General features: G+C 47.6%; 19 protein-coding genes. 5 read left to right on the forward strand and 14 right to left on the reverse strand.

Features of this window, described 5'->3' with window-relative positions:
* Positions 1-85 precede the first annotated feature (85 nt).
* Genes EIM92_RS21300 through EIM92_RS21315 form a run of 4 tightly spaced genes read left to right on the forward strand, consistent with a single transcriptional unit; the run spans position 86 to position 5192 of the window.
* Positions 86-982, forward strand: a complete 897-nt coding sequence (locus tag EIM92_RS21300) for a carbohydrate ABC transporter permease (RefSeq protein ID WP_125084553.1) — start codon at positions 86-88, stop codon at positions 980-982.
* Positions 979-1812, forward strand: coding sequence for a carbohydrate ABC transporter permease (locus tag EIM92_RS21305; protein WP_125084554.1), 834 nt, complete (start codon positions 979-981; stop codon positions 1810-1812). The genes EIM92_RS21300 and EIM92_RS21305 overlap by 4 nt, the downstream gene beginning before the upstream one ends.
* 29 nt (positions 1813-1841) lie before the next feature.
* Complete coding sequence (locus tag EIM92_RS21310) at positions 1842-3638, forward strand: cache domain-containing sensor histidine kinase (RefSeq protein ID WP_125084555.1); 1797 nt, start codon at positions 1842-1844, stop codon at positions 3636-3638.
* A 27-nt stretch (positions 3639-3665) separates the two neighbouring features.
* Positions 3666-5192, forward strand: a complete 1527-nt coding sequence (locus EIM92_RS21315) for a response regulator (protein ID WP_125084556.1) — start codon at positions 3666-3668, stop codon at positions 5190-5192.
* A 97-nt stretch (positions 5193-5289) separates the two neighbouring features.
* Here EIM92_RS21315 and melA read toward each other — a convergent pair whose 3' ends face one another.
* The 3 genes from melA to EIM92_RS21330 all read right to left on the reverse strand — a co-directional run bounded on the left by melA (position 5290) and on the right by EIM92_RS21330 (position 9076).
* A complete protein-coding gene (gene melA / locus EIM92_RS21320) occupies positions 5290-6798 on the reverse strand; it encodes an alpha-glucosidase/alpha-galactosidase (protein ID WP_125084557.1) in 1509 nt (502 codons plus the stop codon).
* Between the two features lie 166 nt (positions 6799-6964).
* Positions 6965-8002, reverse strand: coding sequence for an AraC family transcriptional regulator (locus tag EIM92_RS21325; RefSeq protein WP_125084558.1), 1038 nt, complete (start codon positions 8000-8002; stop codon positions 6965-6967).
* A gap of 258 nt (positions 8003-8260) precedes the next feature.
* On the reverse strand, positions 8261-9076 hold the full coding sequence (locus EIM92_RS21330; protein ID WP_125084559.1) for an AraC family transcriptional regulator: 816 nt from the start codon (positions 9074-9076) through the stop codon (positions 8261-8263).
* Between the two features lie 119 nt (positions 9077-9195).
* Here EIM92_RS21330 and lacZ point away from each other — a divergent pair, with 119 nt between their 5' ends.
* On the forward strand, positions 9196-12309 hold the full coding sequence (gene lacZ / locus EIM92_RS21335) for a beta-galactosidase, LacZ type (RefSeq protein ID WP_125084560.1): 3114 nt from the start codon (positions 9196-9198) through the stop codon (positions 12307-12309).
* 99 nt (positions 12310-12408) lie between these two features.
* On the opposite strand, the gene EIM92_RS21340 is transcribed toward lacZ, so the two are convergent.
* The 11 genes from EIM92_RS21340 to EIM92_RS21390 form a co-directional block, all read right to left on the reverse strand.
* On the reverse strand, positions 12409-13032 hold the full coding sequence (locus EIM92_RS21340; protein ID WP_125084561.1) for an SGNH/GDSL hydrolase family protein: 624 nt from the start codon (positions 13030-13032) through the stop codon (positions 12409-12411).
* Positions 13033-13119: 87 nt separating this feature from the next.
* Positions 13120-13479 (reverse strand): family 43 glycosylhydrolase, encoded by a 360-nt coding sequence (locus EIM92_RS21345; protein WP_164515170.1) that lies wholly within the window; start codon positions 13477-13479, stop codon positions 13120-13122.
* Positions 13476-14450, reverse strand: a complete 975-nt coding sequence (locus EIM92_RS21350; RefSeq protein ID WP_125085308.1) for a pectinesterase family protein — start codon at positions 14448-14450, stop codon at positions 13476-13478. The genes EIM92_RS21345 and EIM92_RS21350 overlap by 4 nt, the downstream gene beginning before the upstream one ends.
* 46 nt (positions 14451-14496) lie before the next feature.
* Complete coding sequence (locus tag EIM92_RS21355) at positions 14497-15387, reverse strand: dienelactone hydrolase family protein (protein ID WP_125084563.1); 891 nt, start codon at positions 15385-15387, stop codon at positions 14497-14499.
* A gap of 11 nt (positions 15388-15398) precedes the next feature.
* Positions 15399-16760 (reverse strand): glycoside hydrolase family 28 protein, encoded by a 1362-nt coding sequence (locus tag EIM92_RS21360; RefSeq protein WP_125084564.1) that lies wholly within the window; start codon positions 16758-16760, stop codon positions 15399-15401.
* A 22-nt stretch (positions 16761-16782) separates the two neighbouring features.
* Positions 16783-17898 carry a glycoside hydrolase family 88/105 protein gene (locus EIM92_RS21365; RefSeq protein ID WP_125084565.1) on the reverse strand — a complete coding sequence of 372 codons (1116 nt, stop codon included), beginning with the start codon at positions 17896-17898 and terminating at the stop codon, positions 16783-16785.
* A 96-nt stretch (positions 17899-17994) separates the two neighbouring features.
* Complete coding sequence (locus EIM92_RS21370) at positions 17995-19092, reverse strand: glycoside hydrolase family 88/105 protein (RefSeq protein ID WP_125084566.1); 1098 nt, start codon at positions 19090-19092, stop codon at positions 17995-17997.
* A 58-nt stretch (positions 19093-19150) separates the two neighbouring features.
* Complete coding sequence (locus EIM92_RS21375; RefSeq protein ID WP_125084567.1) at positions 19151-20026, reverse strand: carbohydrate ABC transporter permease; 876 nt, start codon at positions 20024-20026, stop codon at positions 19151-19153.
* A gap of 21 nt (positions 20027-20047) precedes the next feature.
* A complete protein-coding gene (locus tag EIM92_RS21380; RefSeq protein WP_125084568.1) occupies positions 20048-21013 on the reverse strand; it encodes an ABC transporter permease in 966 nt (321 codons plus the stop codon).
* 127 nt (positions 21014-21140) lie between these two features.
* Entirely contained in the window at positions 21141-22670 is a 1530-nt protein-coding gene (locus EIM92_RS21385) for an extracellular solute-binding protein (protein WP_125084569.1), read from the reverse strand.
* A gap of 195 nt (positions 22671-22865) precedes the next feature.
* Positions 22866-24392: an extracellular solute-binding protein gene (locus EIM92_RS21390; RefSeq protein ID WP_125084570.1), complete on the reverse strand. Its 1527-nt coding sequence runs from the start codon at positions 24390-24392 to the stop codon at positions 22866-22868.
* Positions 24393-24550 lie beyond the last annotated feature (158 nt).

A 24550-nucleotide genomic window follows, 5' to 3' on the forward strand; every position in this document is an offset into this window, starting at 1 on the left:
CTTGAACATCTCGCAAAATGGGTTATCGGTTTGACGATAATCCATTTTGCTGTCAATTAAGCGGACAGAAAGAAGGGATACAAGCATGTTCGGAACCTTATCTTACAAAACGCAGAAAAACATCATTATCTTTTCCTTTTTGCTTATACCAGTGGCCCTCCTGCTCCTCTTCACCTACTATCCAGCCCTCAAGCTGGTCTGGTTCAGCTTCACCGACTGGGACGGCTATAGCCCGGAAAAACCCTGGGTAGGGCTGAATAATTATAAAGAAGTATTCTCCAATCCAGATATTTTTGGCGTCTTCACCCATAACTTCGCCTATTTTGTCATGGGGATCGTCCAGAATATCGTGGCTATTTATTTCGCCGTTATTCTGAATGGCAGGCTACGGGGAAGGAATGTGTTCCGGCTACTGTTGTTTCTTCCTTATATTATGAACGGCGTCGCGGTAGCCTTCATGTTCGGTTACGTGTTCGATACAACGCAAGGCTCGCTCAACCTGCTGCTGCAAAGTATCGGGTTGACAAAGCTAGGCGAAACAAGCTGGCTCGGCACCCCCGGACTGGTCAACTATTCGCTAGCTTCTACCGGCCTATGGAGGTTCATGGGCTATAACATGGTCATTTACATCGCCTCCCTGCAGGCTATCCCCCGCGATATTTATGAAGCAGCAAAAATTGACGGAGCGAACGCCTGGCAAACCTTCTGGCGAATTACGCTGCCCAACATGAAACCGGTCATCCAGCTCAATTTGTTCCTCACCGTGACCGGGGCGCTAGAGGTATTCGACCTGCCATTCGTACTGACCAAGGGCGGCCCGGCCGGAGCATCCCAAACCTACGTACAACGCGTGGTAGAGACCGCTTTTGCCTACAATCATTACGGTCTGGCCTCGGCCATGAGCATCATTCTCTTGTTCTTTGTCATTATTGTGGTCGGACTTCAGCAATTCGTGCTTAGCAGAGGAGGTAGCAGCAAATGAGCACCAAAAAATTTAACGGATTGGACATCATCAAATACCTTTCCCTGCTAATCGGAGTATTTATGGTTCTGTTTCCCCCCTATGTCATCATCGTAAACTCGTTTAAATCTAGCGATGAGTTCAATACGGCCAGTACAATGGCGCTGCCTAACAGCTTTTTTAACTTCGACAACTTTAAGGTCGTTTTTGAACGGGGTGGTTTGCTGAATGGCTTCAGTAACACGTTAATCATTATTTGCGTTGCTCTCGTTTTTAACATCATCTTCGGAACGATGGTCGCTTACGTGCTGGGCAGATTTTCGTTCAAATTGAAAAAAGCTGTGTTTGGAGCTTACCTGTTCGCTACGGTTATTCCTAGCATCACTACCCAGGTTGCAACATTCGGAATCATTAAACAGCTCGGTCTATATAATACGCTGGGGGCACCGATTATTCTCTACATTGGAGCCGACGTCATTCAAATCATCCTGTATCTGCAATTCATCCGCAACATTCCGGTCGATCTCGATGAGAATGCCATGGCAGAAGGAGCCTCTTTATTCCGTATTTACCGCTCCATTATTTTTCCTTTACTGACTCCGGCCACGGCTACACTTGTCATTCTGAAATCCATCAGCATCTATAATGATATGTACACCCCGTATCTCTATATGCCGAAGCAGAGTCTTGGTGTAGTTACCACGGTGCTCATGCATTTCCAAGGGGTCAACATCGCAGACTGGAATCTGATCAGTGCAGCTATATTATTGATTTTGCTGCCAACCGTGATATTGTACTTTGTACTGCAGAAATACATTTTTGAAGGCGTGACGAGCGGAGCAGTAAAATAACCAGCCACCTGCAGGAAGGACGATGCCCCATGATCGCATTCATTTCCCATTTATTCCGAAAGGTTTGGGTGCTCTTCGCTAACCTATCCATGCAAAAAAAGCTGGTGATCATTTTCGTGTTCCTGATCTCTCTCCCGATCACATATGTCAGCTACTCATCGTACCGAGCAAACTCCAATTCCATCCTGCACAATATGACCAGTTCAGCCGGCCAAATGACCGACAACGCCATGGATAAAGTGGATCGCTACATCGCCGACTTGAAACGATACACCATACTGCCGCTTTATAACAAAGACGTAGAGAAGCATTTGGATCAACGCGGGACAGATTGGGATAAAAATGCGAGTATCCATATGTTCCTGATGTACTTGGCAAATATGAAGGAGGAAATTGCGGCGGTATATCTGACCGATCGCTTTGGTACGGTTTTTTATAATAAAAAACCTGGCATCAACGAGGTGTATCCCAAGGATAGACTCGCGGAATGGGAGGCCCGGACACAGGAGGCCGGCGTCTCCCCAGTCCTGCTGGGCACGCACCCGATTCGAATCAACGGTACGGAGCAGCGGCAGGTGTTCACCATGATGAGAGCCATCCAATCGGTCAGTACGCTGAAGAACATCGGAATTATCGTGATTGACGTAGATATCCGTTTGTTCGAGGAGATCATCCAGCCGTTAAATACAGTTACTCATGGCAACACCTTCATTGTCGACGAGCATGGAAAAGTTGTTTACAATCACGATCCTTCGATGCTAGGCCAAGATTTAAGCGGCAGTCCCTTGCTGCTGCAGGCTACGAGTCAGCGCGGCCACTTCGAGCTGGAAATCGAAGGACAGCCGTATATTTCCGTATATAGCGTGTCTCGAAGCACCGGCTGGACAACAATTACCTTCATTCCGCTTACTGAGTTGCTCGCTCCCATAAAACAAAGCCGTAACGCCCTGATGATCACAACATTGATCATTATCTTCTTTGCTTTGGCGGTAGCAATCATTATTTCGTATGCACTGACCAAACCGCTCATTCGCACCGTACGTTTAATGAAACAGGTACAGCGAGGCAACCTGGATGTTCAGGTAGAGGTGAAATACAATGACGAAATCGGCCGACTGGGCAGTCACTTCAACCGCATGATTCAGCGGATTCAGGATCTGCTGCAGGAAGTTTACGAAACTGAGAAAAGCAAACAAAAAGCGGATATGCTGGCGTTGCAAAACCAAATCAATCCGCATTTCATATACAACACACTGGAATCAATCCGTATGCTGGCCGAGCTCAATGATGACGATCGTGTGGCTGAGCTTACTTATTTGCTCGGTTTGCTGCTAAGATACAGCATTACACGCAGTGATGAAACGGTAACAATTGAACAGGAGCTAAGCCATGTCCAGAACTATTTGCACTTGCTGCAAATCCGTTTTCCGGACAAATTAGACTTTCAAATCTCCGTTCCGCAGACATTCTATCATCTGCCAATTCTTAAGCTAGTTTTTCAGCCGATTGTAGAGAACGCAGTATTTCACGGACTAGAGAAGCAGGAGAAACCCGGAACCATCGCGATTACAGCTTGGCGGGAAGGGGTAGATGCGATATTTAAAATTTGCGACGACGGCATAGGCATGGATGAAGAAAGATTGACCCAATTGAACATCAGTCTCACGGATGGAAAAACAGACAAATTCGGCATCGGACTGCGGAATGTTAGTGAAAGAATTCGCCTTCACTACGGTGACCGCTCAAGCCTAACCGTCGATAGCAAGCCTGGGGAAGGAACGACGATCACATTAAAAATAGCAGGCCTTCTGCAAGACGAACACTAGCACAGGCTATAGGAGGGAGAGATTCCAATGCTTCGAATCGTCATTGTCGATGACGAAGCCTCGATTCGTGAAGGACTTGCCAAAATCATTAATAAAGAGAACTCTGGATTTATCGTGGCCGGTATTTTCCCGAATGGTCAAGAGGCGTTGAGTTTTATTGAATCATCACAAATCAGTGTAGATGTAGTTATCACAGATATTCGGATGCCCCTTGTTGACGGATTAGAGCTGATCAAGCAGCTTAAATCCATTGAGCCTGATATCCGATGCCTTATCATGAGCGGATTCACCGATTTCGAGTACGCTCGTCAGGCGCTTCGCTATTCGGCGGTAGATTACCTGCTCAAGCCAATCAATAAGAAGCAGTTATTCAAGCTGCTTTACGAGTTGGAGGAGGAGAGAGTAGTAAATCTTAATAAAGAGCAGCGCTACCGCTCCGGAGTTCTGCTTTCTTACTTGAAAAGCTCCACCTCCCTTTGCAGTAAGCTGCCTGAGCTAAACTTGCAGTTTGCTTACTTTACTGTCCATGCCCTGCGCAGTCGCGATATAGAACTCCTATATGACCAACTGAGACTGGCGGTATTAGACATAGCTGTTCCTATCGATATCGTGGATACAGGAGACGGCACGCTCTCAATGATTAGCTACTATTCTCAGGAACCGTGCGTTCAGCTCATTAAGGAGCTAGCAGATCAACTGCGCCCAGCTCTTGTTACCGTCGGGTTCGTCCATGTTGGCTCCAGCCGGGCATATCAACAGGTGACTCAATTAAGCGAAGCCTACAACGAAGCGGTGCAGGCTTGTGATTATGGACTCTATGAATATTCCGCCTGGAGCTACTGGCACTACGACGATTTGCTGCAGCCTGAACCCGATATTACAGCGTTGTTCATCAGCACAAGGGAAAGGCTTAGCGAACAGATGCAAATACTGAATATTTCCCAGATTAAGACCAGCCTGGAGAAATGGTTTGGCGAGGTCAAACAAGCCAAGGCCTCTCGGCAATCGATCATTTTATTATGCCGACTCATCTTCGATGCAGCCTTGGCCGAGCTACCGGAGTGGAGAGCCTTCCATGATTCCGAGATTGAAGAGCAGCTTAAGGAACAGATACTGTCCTGCCTTGCTTTTGAAGAAATAAAAAGCTTGTTCTTCTCCTTTTTTCTTAATGGACTCGAAAGGATTCGTGCAAGTCGCCTCCAAATGGCAGACAGGTCCGTTGAAGCGGTCAAACACTGGATTCATAAGAACTATGATCAGCAAGCAGAGCTTAGCAGCTTGGCCAGCATGGTATACCTGACCCCGAGCTATCTCAGCAAGCTGTTCAAACAAGAGACCGGTATGACGATCACCGATTACTTGATCGAAGTGCGGCTTAAGAAAGCAAAGCTTTTACTCAAGACATGCTCTGACATGAAAATCCACGAAATCGGCTGTGAAGTAGGCTATCCTGACCCGTCTTATTTCAACAAGCTGTTCAAACGCATCGTCGGTGTGACACCAAACGAGTATAAGAAGCTCAATCAGCTCAGCTCATCCTTATCGAAAGAATAAAAAATCTTGATGCTTGCCATAAACAGAGCATCAAGATTTCATTTGGTCCGCGCCTTAAAATTGTTCCGATGATTATTGCGGATGATTTATGGATGATTTATTCTCCGCGAGAAGCGCGATCCTTCCCTTTATCAGCCTCCCGTGCATTTTTGTTCGCGGCTTCGCGATCCTCCATCATTTCATCCACTGTCTTCACATGCTGGCGAGCAGCCCCCGCATAACCTTCGCGAGTAGGAATGCGCTCGGCAGAAGCCTGACGCTCCTTCGCTGCAGCAATCGCTTCGGCATACTGCGGCAGCCATGCTTCCTGGGCAATAAGCATATCATCGACCATCTGCCAAATTTCCGGCGGATTACAGACTGCCCCGACGAGCGGATCCATCATAAACGCCTGGCGCAGCAGCTTGTCGTCGCCATGCACCGCCGCTTCAACGGCCAAACGCTGTACGGAAATGCTCACATTACATACCGCCGCAGGCCCAAGCGGCAAATCACCCACATGCGGCATCGAAATACCATTGCCATCCACATATCCCGGCGCTTCGATAATCGCATCATCCGGCAGATTAGAAATAATGCCGCGGTTGATCACATTAAAATGTCCACGATATACCCGCCCCGTCTCCAAGCCTTCGATAATATAAGAGCCATGCTCCTCGCTTCGTTCTTCTGGCTTGTATTCAAACGCCGGCTCCTTCATCCAGTTCGGGAAGTCCGTCTCAAACCAATTGCGTCCTTCTGTGCATACCCGTAAATATCCGCCCGTCTCGCCGTTAATCCAGCTGCCGAGGTCAATCCAGTCCATGATTTCTTCCGGCCGTTTCCGATACCATGGCACGTACTCGCTTAAGTGCCCATTCGATTCCGTGCTGTAGTAGCCGAATCGGCGAAGCATGTCGATCCGTACCTTCTCAGTTCTGGAGAAGTCAGGATGCTGCTCGAACGCCTCCAATAGCTTATCAGTCAAATCCTCCCCGTTATGACTGATGCGGATATACCATGTCTGATGGTTGATCCCCGCACAAATGATATCGACCTCTTCCTTCTTCAGCCCGAACGCTTCAGCGATTTGAGCGTGGCCCCCCTGTACTCCGTGGCACAGCCCAATCGTCCGCACACCGCCGTATTTATTGCAGGCCCAAGTTAGCATCGCCATCGGATTCGCGTAATTTAACAGCAGCACGTCTTTGGCGGCCACCTCACGAATATCCTGGCAAATGTTCAGCATTTCTGCAATTCCCCGTTGACCATACATAATTCCCCCGGCGCAGAGCGTATCACCGACGCACTGATCCACTCCATATTGCAGCGGGATATCTATATCCGAAGCAAAGGCTTCAAGCCCGCCAACCCGAATCGTACAGATCACATATTTGGCATCCTTGAGCGCTTCCCGGCGATTGGTAGTCGCTTGAATACGAATCGACAAACCGTTCTCCTGAATATCTCGTTGACACAGCTCAGTCACCATATTTAGGTTGTGTTCATTTATGTCCGTAAAAGACACCTCAATATCGTGGAACTCCTTCACAGACAGCAGATCCCGAAGCAATCCTCTCGTAAATCCGATACTTCCAGCGCCGATAAATGCAACTTTAAATGACATAATCATTCATCCCCCTAATTGTTGGAATGCTAGAGATTCCCTTGATTTCCTTAAGAAATATGAAGAGGACTCCAAGTCATCTCCCGGATTGTAATCCCTAGCCTTATTCTATCAGGGGGCTTGCCGGAAGCGTTATCAATATTCTGACTTCATATGGCCTACAATGTCAGAAATCCTCACTTTTTAATTCCTCATCATTTTTCTGAGCATGAAGGGAATTACGGTACATTACCGGGGTAAAGCCGGTATGCTTCTTAAATAGTGCGTGAAAGTACTGTCGGCTGCCAATCCCCACATAATCTGCAATATCAGCAACTGGAATATCGGTGTGCAGCAGCAGCATCGATGCCTTGTCCATCCGCAGCCGTGTTAAATACTGCATTAACGTCTCACCCGTGTGGTTTTTAAAAATACGCTGCAAATAGCCCGGATGCAAATTGACGATCTTTGCCACGTCCTGCACGCGGATATCCTGATCGTAGTTCTCGTGCAGATAATTGAGGCACTGCTTCACATAATGATCGTATTCCAGCTGTCCGCTGGTACTATGCTCCTGCCTTAGCCGTCCAAGCGCGATGAGCAGCTGAGCAAACAATAGGCGCACCATGGCCTGACCCTGGCTCTGAACATGCCTGCCATGATATTTCATCCCTACTGCCGGGTCGCCAAGGGCTGCGCTCCTCCCGGTCCCTTCCCGGCTACTTTGGACAGGTGGTACTTCATGACCGATGCGATCCAACTCTAGCACCAAGCTTTTTAACGTATAATAAATGTCCTCCGGATCTCGCATCACGATATAGTTGAACGGAGCCGATGCCATGATCGCCACCGCCTCCCCGCCATCCACAAAATACTGTCGCAGCGAGGGATGACTTCCCTTGCAGTCGGAGAAACGAAACTCAATGTTCAGCATCCGACACGGGCTCTCCTTCTCCACAATCAACCTGTGGGGCACGTTAGCATCAATAAGAATAAACTCGCCCTTCTTGAGATTGACTCCCTCAACCTTAGAGTCGTGCTCCCTGGCACTGCCGCTGTTAATTTCCACCCGGCAAACTCCGGATATGATATACATAATTTCCGTGGAATCATGTCGATGAAACGCCATATGCATCTCATTCCACTGCTTAAAATAATAAGCTGTTATCTCCGGCTGAAAATCACCGTCCAATAATCCGGTTCGAAATAAGCTGCCTCGCTCCAATGCTCTCGCCTCCGATTCTTATGCTCAATCGTATTTGTATCCTGCCGGGTTCTTACCTGATACTAATGTAGCTCGCTGGCAGCCGCTCTTTCAAGTTGTAGAAATAGATTCTCAGTACTATTTCGCTTAGAGCAGATGGTGTAATAAGTAAGAGCTATCCCTTGCCTTGCCGCTTGTACGGCGAATGGACAGCTCCTTTTTTGGCTACTCCCTGCGAATTCATGTCTGATAGCTTGAGCTATAGCTGTAGCAGCTTCATTATAAACCATGGAGCCTCATGAACTCTTTTGGACTCATCCCTGAGATTTTCCGAAATACGGAGCAAAAGTAGCTCGTATTCTCGAAGCCTACCCTTCGAGCAATTTCATAGATCTTCATGTCCCGTTCGCTGAACATCAACTGTTTGCTGCGGTTGATCCGCTGCTGATTCACATAGACCATGGGCCGGAGCTGCAGCGTGTTCTGAAAAAGACGACACAAATACTGCGGCGATACCGAGATGACCTCAGCCAGGTCACTCAATTGCAATGCCCGGTGGAGATGGCCATCTACGTATTCGAGGACGGGCTTGATTCGCGCCATCTCATAGTCCTGATTCATCGGCAGCTGCAAAGTCCGTTTTAAATCCATCAGCAAAGCATATAGCAGCTTGGAATATTCAAGATGCGCGAATGCTTCATTTTCATTCAGAAGCAGCAGCTGTTTCATCACGGGCAGCCAGCCTTCCTCCTTCAATTTCCTTGGCCCCGATTCGCTAATCCCCGCATGCAGCAGCATATTCCCCGCCTCTCTTCCATTAAAAGAAACCCACGCCACCTGCCACTGTCGACTGATCGGAGCATAACAGTGCGAAATCCCGGGATATAACAAAAAAGCATCACCTGGCCCTACGATATAGCTCTCATCTCGAATGATCAGCTCGCCTTTGCCCTCAATCACCTGATGAAGCTGGTAATCGGGAAAACCATCGGATCTAACCGTCTCCGGTTGGTGTCTCCAGTATCCAAGCGTTGTCGCATATACAGGCAAGAGAACCGTTTCATGCAAATTACAGAAAATCATCTTGCTTTCCACTTCACAATCCTCGTTTCATATATTGATATAAATGTAGAAGATCCTTATATATTATTCCTTTTATTTAGACTCTATAATATGAATATATCAATAATTGATTATAAAAGGGAGTTGTTATTTTGCGTCAGAAACTCGTCTACCAACCGCCTGCCAACGGTTATCCCGAATGGAACAACAACCCGGAGATCTTTCAAATCAACCGTATGGAAGCACATGCTTCCAAGATGTCCTTTCATACGGTGGAGGAAGCCCTTATCGGGGATAAAACCGCATCCGCTTACTACCGATCGCTGAACGGAACCTGGAGATTCGCTTTTGCGGAGACTCCGGAACAGCGGTGCACCGATTTTTACAAGTTGGATTACAATTATAGCAACTGGGCGGAACTTCCAGTCCCCTCACACTGGCAGTTCCATGGATTCGACTATCCACAATATACGAATGTCCGTTATCCATGGGCGGAATCGGAGCCCGAGCTTAAAGCTCCATTTGCGCCAACACGGTACAACCCGGTAGGCTCTTATATCCGGACGTTTACGGTGCCAGAAGCATGGAAGAATCAGCCGGTGTACCTTAGCTTTCAAGGGGTAGAATCCGCTTTCTATGTATGGGTGAACGGGGAACTCGTCGGTTATAGCGAAGATACGTTTACTCCGGCGGAATTTGATATCACCGCCTATCTCGTCGCCGGAGAGAACAAGCTGGCCGTAGAGGTATACCGCTGGTGCGATGCCAGCTGGCTGGAGGATCAGGACTTCTGGCGCCTAAGCGGCATTTTTCGCGATGTCTATTTGTACTCGGCGCCGCCGCTGCATATCGCTGACTTCTTTGTTCGAACAGAACTGGACGACGCGTACGAGCACGCTCAACTGACTGTAGATGTGAAGCTAGAGGACTACTTCATTAGCAAGGCCGGCTGTACCGTTGAAATGCAGCTCTATGACGCAAATCGGCAAGGGGTATGGAGCGCTTCTCATTCGTCTAAGGTCTCTTTTCAAGAGGGAGATAAGCAATCTGTAAAGCTGACCGCTCCTGTCCAGCATCCATTGAAATGGAGCGCCGAAGCACCGAACCTTTATACATTGGTTCTTTGCTTGAAAGATGAAGCCGGTCAACTGCTAGATACTGTCAGCTGCAAAGTCGGATTCCGTACATTCGAGCTCAAGGACGGCTTGATGAAGATCAATGGCAAACGGATCGTGTTCAAAGGCGTTAATCGTCATGAATTCTCCTGCGATAAAGGAAGAGCTATCACCAAAGAGGATATGATCCGCGATATCGAGCTGATGAAGGCGTATAACATCAACGCAGTCCGAACGTCCCACTATCCAAACCAATCCCTTTGGTATGAGCTGTGTGACGAATATGGACTATACGTCATTGACGAAACCAATTTAGAGACGCACGGCTCATGGGAATACGGGCAACAAGGGCTCCATGAACGCAACATTCCGGGTAGCAGGCCGGAGTGGCGCGATAATGTGCTTGATCGCTGCAATTCGATGTTCCAGCGGGACAAGAACCATCCTTCGATCGTGATCTGGTCGCTTGGCAATGAATCCTACGGAGGCGACAACTTCATCGCCATGTATGATTTCCTAAAGCAAGCGGATCCAACAAGGCTGGTGCATTATGAAGGCATTTTCCATTACCGGGAGTCGGAAGCGGCATCCGATATGGAATCCACAATGTATATCAAGCCAAAAGAGGTTGAGCAATACGCCAGAAATAACCCGCAAAAGCCTTATATCCTCTGCGAATACAGCCATGCTATGGGTAATTCCTGCGGAGGGCTTCACCTGTATACCGAGCTATTTGACCGTTATGAAATACTGCAGGGCGCATTTATTTGGGACTGGGTCGATCAAGCGATCCGTACCCAAACTGCTGACGGCATAGAATACCTTGCTTACGGCGGAGACTTTGGAGAATCCCCCCATGACGGAAATTTCTGCGGAAATGGTTTGATTTTTGCCGATCGGACGGTAACACCAAAGCTGGATGAAGTGAAGAAGTGCTATCAGAACGTCAAGTTCGAGAGCATCAATCTTGAGGAAGGCCGGATTCGGATTACAAATCAATTTTTGTTCACGAATCTAAGCAGCTATGCTTTGAAGTGGGAAATCCATTTAGACGGCGAGATTTATCAGAGTGGTACGGGCGAGCTTAGCCTGCCGCCGGGAGAAAGCACGGAGCTGGTGATTCCTAACCTCTGGTCTACTGACCTGCATAAGCGCGAAGCCATTCTGACCGTTTCCCTTGTTACGCGAGATGCAGCGAAATGGGCAAATGCGGGTCATGAAATAGCATGGGAACAATTCATCCTTACTCCTTACTTTAAAAAGGAGCTGGCTAACGAGGACGGCGATGCTGCCTTAACTGTCAAGGAGCTGGATGAAGAATTAACCGTCTCCGGGGATGACTTCGCCCTGAGGTTCAGCAGAATTACCGGACAGCTTCTCTCCTACAGCTCCTCTGGCACAGAGCTGCTGGCAGAACCGGTGAAGCCGAATTTCTGGCGCGCAGTGACGGATAACGATTTGGGCAATAAACTGCACGAGCGCTGCCGCATATGGAGAGACGTCTCGGAGAACAGACAGCTTAGCGAATTCGCCTGGAAACAGGAAGGCTCGACAATTGTCATTACAAGCCGCTACATTCTGGCGACGACTCCGTTATCAACGGTATTCGTAGAATATCGTATTCTACCTTGCGGAACGATCGAGTTATGCGAAGATCTCGTGCCTGGAAGCGGGTTGCCGGAAATCCCTGAAATCGGCATGATGTTTATTCTGAACGACTGTTTGGATACAATTTCCTGGTATGGCCGCGGCCCGCACGATAATTATTGGGATCGCAAAACCGGAGCAAAGGTAGGGCGCTATTCAGGTGCTGTTCGTGATCAATTCGTACCTTATTTGCGTCCGCAGGAGTGCGGCAACAAGACTGATGTCCGCTCCGCTTGTCTGACACAAGGGAAGGATGGCCCAGGCTTGCGCATCGAAGCTTCATCGCTCTTGGAGGTCTGCGCTCTGCCTTGGACACCGCTAGAGCTCGAAGCGCATGACCATCCCTATAAGCTACCTCCAAGCAATAAAACCGTGCTGCGCGTTAATTACAAGCAAATGGGCGTAGGCGGAGACGATAGCTGGGGAGCGCCGACGCATGAAGAGTTCACCCTTCCGGCAAATCGGACTTATACCTTCAAGTTTACGCTGCAGGCGATAAAATAAGCGAATTTAATCCCCTTATATTTAAAATAAAAAAGCGTGGGTCATGTTATGGGTGCTTACTCCCCTGACAGTGATCCACGCTTTTTTCAAACTCTCGAATTAAAGTCCGCAGGTCCGTAACCAGGCATCGGCAATGAGCTCGTGACCTGCGGGCGACGGATGCACTCCATCCCCGGCCCAATAAGCCGGTTCGGCTTTGCTGCAGGCTGCAGCAAACAATCCGTCCAGCGGGACAAGCAGTGCACCAAATTCCCGTGCCAATTGGCGTACGACTTGAATTTTAGGATCCAAATCCTCTCTCCAGCCTTTCCGGTCTTCTGGATGCGGTAATACGAAGGGATCAACCAGAACTAATCTAGCATTCAGTGACTTCGTGGTTCGCTCCAGCAAGTCTCGATATGACGACTCAAATTGTTGACTTGTCGTCGGCATTCCGTTGTCATAACGGCGCCAGGTATCGTTGATACCGATATAAATGGATACGACCGTAGGCTTGAGTGCAAGACAGTCCTCATTCCAGCGCTCCTGTAAATCAACAACCCGATTTCCGCTAATGCCGCGATTGAGAAACTTCAGATTCTTCTCTGGATAACGATATCCCAATCGCCCAGCGATCAGTAAAGGATAGCCATGGCCGAGCGAGTAGTAATCACTAAAGTCCCGTCCCGCATCTGTTATGCTGTCTCCTTGAAATAGAATGACATCATCTTGCTTCAAGAACATGCTGCATGCCTCCTTAGCAATTTCATACAACCAGCTTCCAACCATACTATTTTCGTCAACCGCTTCGATTATTCCTGCAACTACAACTCATGAACCAAGGGCCAATCCATTGCTATGCAAACAAATCGGTTCCGACCATGGACCTTCCAGCCGGTCCGCGACTATCAAATAGCTTTCACAATCCGGGAAAGGGCGCGTTGAACTTTTAGGATCAGAATAGATCAGATAAAATTGATGATCGTGATAGCTGAGCTGCGGAGTGAAAAAGCCAAGATTCATACTTTCGTTTCGTTCACCTTGATAAGTGAAGATATCCGTATAGTATTCCCATTGTTCCAAATCTCTGGACTGATAGATACGTACACCTGGCAAGCCGTCAATCGAGGGCATGGCTGCATAGTAAGTGTCCCCCACGCTAATAACGCTCGTATTCGCATCAAGACTCATAGGCTCTGCCCCTCTTTTCGCTTCCAAAAATCCGTACCGGCAAATACCCGCTCCTTCTGGAGCGACTCCGGGAGCGTCTCAAAAATGTCTACCCACGGAACCCGCTGCAAACGCAATGCCTTTGCATGACAAACGCCATATTCTCCATAGCGCACACTCGTTTCATTGGCAGGATCGTTCCAATTGTCCCAGCCAAGCGGATGAATGTGATCGCCCATGATGCAATCCACGTATACGGTCTTGGCATATTCGCGCCAAGGTCTCCCTAGATACACATCTGCAACTCCGGGAGCGGCGGTCAGGAAGCAGCGATGAAATACATAACCGTGCTCCTGCTCTTGCGGTGTAGAAGCCGCCGTGATATACCCCGCTTGATTATCATAATGACGCAGACTTCTCAGTTCGCAAGCGTCAAAATAGGCCGTCGCTCCGCCAAAGATAAAATCAACGGTTCCTTCGATATAGCAGTTTTCGTACAATTGACGATAGTGGACATGGCGCTCTCGGAGTAGAATTCCGCCGAACTCCGCCCGTTCTCTCGGCGCCGGCGGAAGCGGGCCTGTAAATAACGTATCCTGGTGAGCCTTAAAGGAGCAATTCCGGAACACGGCCAAATCGCAGTGCGCATATACCGCGACCGCCTGACCGATCTCCGGCCCCTGGCCTGCCGTATTCGATACCACGATATTCTCGACGATCAGATCACTGCCGCCAAGGAACAAAGTCGGCGTCCCGAACGTCTCGATGCGCTCACCGCGCTCGTCCAGCTCCTGCGCATACCGCCTCCCGGAAATTTCGACGTATCCCAGGCCGATGATTCGCAGATGCGAGCGGTAAATGAGCACGTTCTCCTCATATACTCCTGACAATATATACAGCGTTTGGATCGCATCTGCAGTGTACCTCTCCAGAAAATCGACCGCCCCCTGAATGCTCCGGAAATGGCAGAACGACTCTTTTCCTACTATTATATGCTCCGATATATGGTTCGGAAATTGCTCCGTTAACTCGACCATTCTACAAATGCTCCCTCAAAAATTTCTGCCAGGCTACCCGCATCTCCATAGTTTCCATATGGCCGGCGCTGGAGATGACGGGCTGCCACCGCTCGGTATGACCCGCCGCCTGGTAGGCTTCATACAATCCGTCGGCTAAATTCTCAACGCCATCGATCGGGGTCATCCGGTCGTTTCGTCCGACCATGCTCATGCGGGCTCGAGGGACGATTAGCTTCTGAATATCCAAAGTCTTGAAATGTTTCAGCAAGCCCGGGACATATGAATAAAATCCATGGTGATCGAGCCCACGCTTAGCAATCAGCGTCTCGGCATCCACTTGTCCGCAAATATCGATCGCAACCTTGATTCGCTCATCTAGAGCCGCCATCCACCAAGACATCATCGCTCCCATCGACATCCCCATTGTTGCTATGCGGGAGCCATCGATATCCTCACGTTGGCACATGTAATCTACCATGCGCATATTATCGTAAATCATCATGCCCCACATTACACGGCCCCGCCAGAGCATTTCCTTGACTAGCTCACTCTCCTTCTTCCCGCCGCGCTCGTTGAATCCCCACATATCGATACAGCAGGCTGCATAGCCCATCCCCGTGAGAACCTTGGCAAAGGAAGGCTCCTGAAGATAATGGCTACTCTTAATAAACTCCTTGCGTCCACGCTCATAATCCCCGCCATGGGAGTGATTCACAACGACGAGCGGAAACGGCCCTTCTCCGTGTAAAGGTTTGGCCACATAAGCGGGTACTTGTTCGATTCCATTTAAGTCAAGCACCAACGTTTCTAACCGATAACCATCGTGCTCCTCCCGGGTCAATACTTCAGCTGTAATCGGCTTATTGACAGGCAGGTCTCCTAACAATCCTTTTAATCGCTCACGTGTCACAACACTTCACCTCATTGTTTGATATTATCGTTTGAAGGTGCCACCGTAACTTGTTCTACTAATTTTTCCGGCTTTTTGGTGTTTCTAGATTCACACTGCGTAATTTCCACATTTTCGCCGTTCTCGACATAGAAGGCCGTGCCTTCATGGTTCTCGATCGTAACCCGGTTAAAGCGAATATCCCGCACGTTCCCTAGATAAAAGCCGCGGCGCTGCATTTTATCAATGCCGGCCATCATCGCTGGATAACCTGGAATTGCATTCTCCGCCATGGAAATATCGATGTCATTAAACGTGATTTCAGAGATATACTGCTCAGCGAGTCCATACAAGAAGCCAGCTGCAGCATGCACATTCCGTGCCGTAATATTCGCAAAATGAATGCGTCTGAAGCACGGAGTTTCCTCGGTAATCGGGTAAGGATACTTATCCCATACATATTTCTCCTTGCCGCGAGGACCGCAAAAATAGTACAGATTCAGTTTAATTGGACAGATCACGTCCTCCATTACAATGTTGCTGATGCGAATGTCTTCGACGATACCGCCGCGTCCTCGTCTGGATTTCAGGCGAATGCCCCGATCCGTCTGTTTGAACGTGCAGTTGCTGATCGTAACGTTGCGGATATTTCCGCTCATCTCGCTTCCAAGAACAACAGCGCCATGACCGTGAACCATCGTACAGTTCGTAATCGTAATATTCTCGCAAGGCACACGCTCCGCCGTATCTTCCGTTCCGGCTTTAATCGCGATGCAATCGTCGCCAACGTCGATATTGCAATTGCTGATGCGCACGTTCGTGCACGACTCCGGGTTAATGCCGTCCGTATTCGGGGAATCCGCCGGGTTATAGATGGAAACATTGTCTACGGTGACATCGTAGCAGCAAATCGGATTTACCGTCCAACTCGGAGAATTCCTGATATTCACATCCTTAATCGTCACCCGCCGGCAGTTATAAAAGCCGATCGTCGTCGGCCTCGGAAATTCTAACTCCTCAGGTCTATTTCGATGCTTATCCCACCACGGCTGTCCATTCCCATCGATAGTTCCACTCCCGGTAATCGATACATTATGCAAATCAATGCCGTTAATGCAAGGGGCGTGAACCTGTCGCCTAACCCCCTCCCATCTCGATTCCACGGCTGGAAAGTCGTCTGGACTTGTGCTAAATGATAGAACAGCTCCGGGGTTTAGGCGCAATTCAATATTGCTTTTCAAAAAAATAGCACCGGTTAAAAATATGCCCGCCGGTATATAGACAGTACCCCCGCCAGCCTCGCTTGCAGCAGCGATAGCTTTGGCTATCGCCTCAGTCGCAGGCACTATGCCGCCCCGCTGGGCTCCGTAGTCCACAATGTTATATACTTGCATCTGCACTCGCTCCATTCCTATACTATCGTCTTAATAGTTCGTATTCAGCGCACGCGTTCAGGAACGCGCCTAATCCCTTTTGATCGTTTGTAATTATTGGCTCGCTAATATAGTATGCATATGTGCCATCACGCCGGTCAGCTCCACCCAATCCAGCTACCTGACAATTTTTATTCAAATTGATCCATCCTTCTTTCGTCTCAAGCACGAACTCTGCAATAACGCCGGCGAAAGCATGATCTACCGTTCCAATCCAGCCGTCATCCAGAACACCTAACCGAATTCCTTTGGCCATGGCATAGACAAACATGCTCGAAGCAGAGGCTTCCAAGTAATTGCCCTTCCGATTCCCTTGATCGATAACCTGATACCACACCCCTGTAGCTGCATCTTGATAATTCTTAATTGCACTTATGAGATCTCTGAAAATACGACCCAGTTCCCCATAATCGGCATGCTCTTCCGGCAGGATTTCCAGAACATCCACCAGAGCCATAACATACCAGCCAAGAGAGCGCCCCCAAAAGTTAGGAGATAAGCCCGTACGAGGATCGCACCATGGTTGAACGCGCTTCTCGTCCCACGCATGATAGAGCAGACCTGTCCCCACGTCCTTCGTATGCTTCTCGCTGATCAGAAACTGCTTCGTCACATCATCAATGCCGTGCTCTTCCTCAAACGTCAGCAAATACTGCAAGTAAAAAGGAGCTCCCATGTAAAGACCGTCCAGCCAAATTTGATAGGGATAAATCTGTTTATGCCAAAAGGCGCCTTCCGCAGTTCGCGGATGAGTCTGTAATTGCTTTCTTAACAAAGCCGCTGCTATCTTATACTTTTCTTGCTTCGTCTCGCTGTATAGGGCAAACAACAGCTTCCCATTGTTGATATGGTCGATATTGTACTCAACGAGGTGATATCCATGGATACTGCCGTCTTCCTGAATAAAGCGATCCATATTATCTTTGATGAACTGAAAATATTTACGCTCCCCTGTCTGCTTCCATAACAGTTCAAATCCTTTTAACACTACACCGTAATCGTAAGACCATTTGCCACCATAGCCTTTGTCCTCATAGAGCTTTGGCGTACGCTCCATAATGGAATCTGCGGTACTCCTCGACCATACCATTATCGTCATTTATAGCCTCCCTCGATCAAATGAAATAGAAGGACTTGATACCCTGCAGTCCCAGAGAATCAAGTCCTTTATCCGTCCGTGGATGATGTAAAGCCATTAGTCGTTAATTAAGGACTCCATCTCAACACATGCCATGACCAAGGCACCGACCCCGTGCAAGTCGTTATTTACTTTCGGCCTGGAAACGTAATTTTCGTAATCCCCTGCCGATGTGCCAATACAGATGTCAGGCAGAATCAGTCTGCCCTGTTCGTCCTGCTGCAGTACCTGAATTAAACCTCTATAACCTTTTTTAGCGGCAGCCTGGGCATTCTCGCTGCAAACTTCTAATTTCACAGCTTTGGCTATCGTATATACGAATAAGCACGAGCCCGAGGTTTCCAGCCAATTATCCGGCAGATGCCCCTTATCGACGACCTGGTACCACAAGCCGCTCTCTTCATCTTGATAGCGAATCAGCGCCTCCACGAAATCACCCAGAACAGGTGCGAGTTCAGCGCGTCCCGGATGATCTGCAGGCAATAAATCCATAAACTGCGCCAAAGCAAGACCGTACCAGCCGAGCGACCTGCTCCAGAATTCCGGTGAGCAACCCGTCTCTGGATTAGCCCAAGGCATGCGGCGGCTCTCATCCCAGGCATGATATAAGAGGCCCGTCGCTTCATCCTTCATGTATTTGCGCATTAACCTTTCCTGATGAAGCACCGTTTCGCGCAGCCCCGTTTCTCCGTATACATTGGCATACTTCAAGGAGAATACGCCGGCCATGTAAAGTCCGTCCAGCCACATTTGATACGGATATTTATCCTTATGCCAAAAGCCGCCTTCCGTAGTTTTGTTGATCGTTAGAAGCAGACTCCTCAATTTCTCAGCCGCAATCCGGTATTTTTCCTGTCCCGTTCTTTCGTGAAGATTGAACAGCAGGAGCCCGGCCTGCATAGCGTCCAGTTCATCCCGTTGAAAGTACAAATTACCGTGCTCATCGACGAGATCGTCTACATATTCTTGAATATAATTAACGTAACGATCATCCTTGACTGTTGCCCACAATAGCTCCATGCCGCAAAGAAATACACCTTGGTGATAGTGCCAGCGATGAGCTGGGGGTAGCTCCCCCGCCTTATAAGTTTCCATTAAGGAATCGCATGCTTTTTTCGCCCAATCGAGCGGCGTAGCCGATACATTTACAGTCATTTTCAAGCTCCCTCCATGCTAACAATGTCCTCTTTCTCCAAGATGAACTACAGTGGAATTAACCTTTCATCGAACCAAGCATAGCCCCTTTGGCAAAGTGCTTCTGAAGGAATGGATACACCATCAAAATCGGCAGAGTAGCTACGACGATAACCGCCATTTTAATCGTCTGGTCTGGCGGCGGTACCGCAGCGTCCAGCGTAGAGCTATGATCCATGCCGCTGGCCAATACGACAATTTGTCTAAGCAGTACTTGGATCGGCCACTTCGCACTGTCATCCAGATACAGAATCGCCGTCATGTAGGTATTCCAATAAGTTACCGCATAGAACAAAGAAATGGTCGCAATGGCCGGCATCGATAACGGAAGTACGATTTTGAACAAAATACCGAAATCGTTACAGCCATCAATCTTGGCCGATTCCTCCAGCCCCTCAGGGATATTCTGGAAGAAGTTCTTGAGGATAATCATGTTAAAGGCACTGATCGCCGACGGAATAATCAATGAAGCGTACGTATCGATCAATCCCAGTTCTTTAACGACAAGGAACGTTGGAATCATTCCGCCATGGAATAACATCGTAAATACAACCATGAAGTTCACAACTTTGCGCCCATCCAAGTCCCGGCGGGACAATCCATAAGCCATCAAAGCCGTCAAGAACATACTGACGAACGTCCCGACTAACGTAACTCCAACCGATACACCCATCGCTCTAAATATTGTATTCGTTGAGAAGATGAATTTATAAGCCTCAAAGCTCCAAACCTTCGGAATTAACACAAACTTACTAGCCGCCAATTCCGCACTGGTAGTAAATGAACCTGCTACAACGTGAATAAAGGGAAGTACAGTAATCAAAGCGATGATCGCCAGTAATGTAAAGTTAACAGCAGCAAAGAGTCTGCCGCCGAAAGATCTATCTTCTACCATTTCAATTCCTCCCGTAGCATATCAATAGACGCCTTCTTCTCCCAGCTTCTTGGCAATTTTATTCACGGCCATGACCATAATAAGACCAATGATGGATTTAAAGAAGCCGATTGCAGTACTGTAGCTAAATTGACCCTGCCTTAAGCCAGCGGTGTAAACATACGTATCGATAATCTCCGCAACCTCTCTGTTCATGGAATTCAGCAGCAAGTAGACATGTTCGAATCCCAAATCGAGAACGGAACCAATTTTCAAAATAAATAGGGTAATAATAACGCCTCTAATCGCCGGGATCGTAATATGCCAGATTTGTCTGAGTCTTCCGGCACCGTCCATGCGTGCTGCTTCATAAAGACCTGGATCAATTGCAGCAATGGAAGCCAGGTAGATAATCGTTCCCCAACCCGCTTCTCTCCAGATGACCTGAATGATATACATCGGTCTAAACCAGCTCGGGTTTAGCAAGAAATTGATCTTTTCAAATCCAAAAAAGACAAGCAAATCATTTATAATTCCTCCGTCCATCGTAACCATAACGAATGAAATGGAGACGACGATAACCCAAGACATAAAGTGGGGGATATAAAGGAGCGACTGAAAAATCCTTTTAAAGAAATTACCTCGAAGCTCATTTAACATGAGTGCGAGTATGATCGGAATCGGAAAGTAAATAAATATATTCAATCCGAATAGAATCAAGGTATTCATTAAAATATTGAGGAAATCCGGTTCAGTGAATAGCCTCGTAAAATGCTTCATACCTACCCAATCGCTTCCGAGAATGCCATGGTAAGGTTTGTAATCCTGGAACGATATAATCAACCCGTACATCGGTAAATATTTAAAGATGATGAAATAAAGCAGTCCCGGAGCAATCATGACGTAGAGCCATCGATTTCTCCAAATTCGCCTTTTGACCTCTTGTTTGCTCTTCGAAGCATCTAGTGCCGGTTGAACTGGACTCGGCGGTATGGTCACTTCCTGCATGATCTTCTTCCTTTCTGTTTCATAATGGAGCAAGGTGGCTTATGCTCCTTGGAATAGAAGAGGCTGTTGAGTCTATCAACATCAACAACCTTTCTAATCCTCTATCCCTTTGCCTCAAGCCAGATCCTTACTTCTTGTATGCAGCGTTATATTCTTCGATGATTTTATCTCCGCCGCGCTTCTTCCAGTTCTCTACTTCTTTCTCAAAGCCGGCTTTATCAATTTGACCATACATATACTTGTAAGTCGCATCAGTTATAATTTGTTGAAGCTCAACACCCTTCTCCGTAAACGTAGCGGAATCAAGCGGTGCCGTTGGATCTGGAACCCCTACCTTCACGTTCTCCAAGAGCAATTCTTCAGCACGGATTCGGCCTGGAAGCACATTATAAGGTTCGTACATGCCGTTAGTTTCGGCTTCGCCGATCACGCTATCCTTGTAGCCTTTTACTTCTCGTTCGATCAATTCTTTATCATCGGTTGGCTTCGCTTTACCGTCTTCAACCGTGTAATGCACACCTTCGATTCCCCAGAACATAAGGTTGGAAACCTCTGGCGTCATCATTTTGTCAAAGAAGGCGAGGATTTTCTTCAATTCTGCCTCGTCTTTGACAGCCCCTTTAGGGAACAGGACAACGTTGTTATATCCAGGAATCATCCATTGCGCAAATTTTCCATCCGGTCCGGCAACCATACTATGCGTATCCAGAACAGCATCCGGGACGTTTTTGATAAGGTCTTTGTTCAAAGAATCGATATCCTGCATGGAGCCACCGATATACAGTCCTGCTTTGCCGCTTGTGAACATTTTGACGGCATCGGTTTTACTGGTTGCCGCGAAGTCCTGGTTCATATAACCGTTATCACGAAGCTTCTTAAAGAAATCCATCGTATCGATATACTCCTGGAACGTAAACTCCGGCTGCAATTGCCCGTCCTTCTCTCCCCAGCCGTTCGGTGTTCCGAACCACGAGGATATGGTTTTGAATGCGCCATAGGTCAATTCGTTCCGATCCACGACCCCTGTCGTATCCTTTACATTGTTGCCGTCGGGATCTTGCTCTGTAAACGCTTTAGCCATTTCGAACAATTCATCAACATTTGCTGGAGCAGATAAATTCAATTTATCGGCCCAGTCCTTACGATAAATAATTCCTTGACGCGCCAGCGGTCTACCGATGTACAGCGAGTAGAGCTTGCCGTCTACTTTCGTATTATTAAGGATTTCCGGCTTCAGCTTGCTCAGGTTCGGAAATTCGTTGAGATAAGGCCCAATCTCCCAGAATTGCCCGTCTTTAATTGCATCTTTCATTTGAATAAATGTTGTCTGGTTCTTCAAATAAGTCACTTGCGGCAGTGAGCTCGTTGCAAAGGAAGAATTCAACTTCTCTTCATACGTATCTGCCGGGAAAAATTGGTACGTTAATTTGGTGTTCGTCAATTTTTCTAACTCTTTTTTAATGGTGTCTGGCGGTGTCTCTGAAGTGTTAAGCGGAAGCATGATTTTAATTTCCATAGGCGCATCCGATTCGGCCCCTTTCGCCGCATCGCCCCCTGTAGCTGGTGCTGCTTTGTCGTTGCCGCCTGAGCAGGCCGTCAACATTACGCTTAGTGTCAGCAATACAGCCAACATGATGGAGAAGGATTTTTTCTTCATAACCATTTTGACCTCCATTGGACTTATTGTTCTTACACTTTCAACAGTACAGCCTGGATGCGGTTACGAATACAATCATTTGTTCATAAACGCTGGTATACCAACGAATTCTGAATAAATGATTATCACCGTAACGGCGATGAAAACATAAAAAACCACAGTGCATAGAGCACCGTGGTCTCACATGATCATTTGTTAATTATTGCGTAATCGCTCACGTAACAGGGCTTCTTCGTACTCTTGAATGATGAGATCTCCGCCATTTTGCCGCCATTTCAAGGTCTCATTCTTAAATCCTTCAACAGTTATTTTTCCTAAAATATAGTTGTACGTCGCATCCGTGATAATCTGCGACAGCTCGGCATTCTTCTCATCAAACGTATCAGAGCTTAAATACACGGTCGGATCAACTACGAGGAAGGATTCATTGTCTTCACTGAGGCGTTCCGCGGCAGCGGTCAATTCTTCCTTCTGAACAACCTCCAGAATGTTGGTATTACTCATATTGGCAATCATAAGAGAATACAAAGGATTCACTTCATCGACGCGCAGCCTGGAGGTTTCTTCAGGAAGAATGACCTTCCCGCCCACAATTTCATAGTGTCTTCCCTCAACGCCATACATCATCAGGTTAGCGACATCTTTATCCATCGTTCGGTCAAAGAAGGCGAGCACTTCTTTTAATTCCTCTTCCGTTGCAATGGCTTTTTTGGAGAAGAGATACAACCCATTATAATTTGGGATAGACCATACCTTATAACCCTTTGGGCCATGAATCCGATTAATTAGAGCCAGCTCAGCCTTGGGATGCAATGCCTGTGTTTCAATAGACAATCGCTGGACATCCGTCATACTTCCAATATATACACCTGCCGATCCGCGAATAAAACTATCACGCTGCAGTTCCTTGCTCGTCAAAGCAAAATCCTGGTTGATCAATTTCTCGTCATATAATTTCTTCATAAAATTCATCGTGTTCATGTATTCTTCCGTCTCGAACTCGGGAATGAGTTGATCTCCTGCCAGTTCCCAATTGTTCGGGGTACCAAAATAGGAGCTCAGCGTCTTAAATACGCCGTACACCAGATCATTGCGGTCTACAAGACCAATCGTGTCCTGCTTTCCATTCTGATCAGGGTCGTTATAGGTAAATTGCTTCAATACGTCATATAAATCCTCCAAAGTACGTGGCTCCTCCAAACCAAGGTTATCCAGCCAATCCTTGCGGATGATAATCCCCTGCCTTGAGGAAGGTCGCTCGGTATATAAGCCGTAAATTTTGCCCTCCACCGCCGTCTGCCGGAGAATGGAAGGACTCAGCTGGCTTAGGTTGGGGAATTCTGCAAGATAAGGCTCTATCTCCCAAAAGTCACCGGATTTAATGGCATTCTTAACCACGCTGTAATCGGTGAATTTCACGAAGGTCACCTTTGCCAATGAGTTCGTCGTGAGCGCCGTATTCATTTTATCTGTATAGACTCCTTCGGGAACCCAGCGTATATCAAGCTCCACTCCTGTCAATCTCTCCAGCTCGGCAATAACCTCCTTCGAGGGCTGCTGAGGAAAATGAAGCGGTGCCAATATGGATACATAGGGACTCTTATTGCTGGAATCCGTTCGAGCAGACTGTACATCGCCGCACCCGATTAATAGAACAAAGAAAATCGGTATGAGCAGATGAACGTAGTGTAGCGCGGTTCTTTTTGAAGACAATCTAGGCATTTCAGTTCCCCCTACAAGTAATGTAAGATCTGTCTCTTTACGCTTAACGTACACAATTATACAATACATCCTATTACTTGAATATTTGATAGCTCATAGCCATAATTAGAGAAAATGATTATTGCGTTATGAGATGATTATTGTTATTATTCATCCAC

Origin of the sequence: Paenibacillus lentus (genome assembly GCF_003931855.1) — a bacterium.
Taxonomy (GTDB): Bacteria; Bacillota; Bacilli; order Paenibacillales; family Paenibacillaceae; genus Fontibacillus; species Fontibacillus lentus.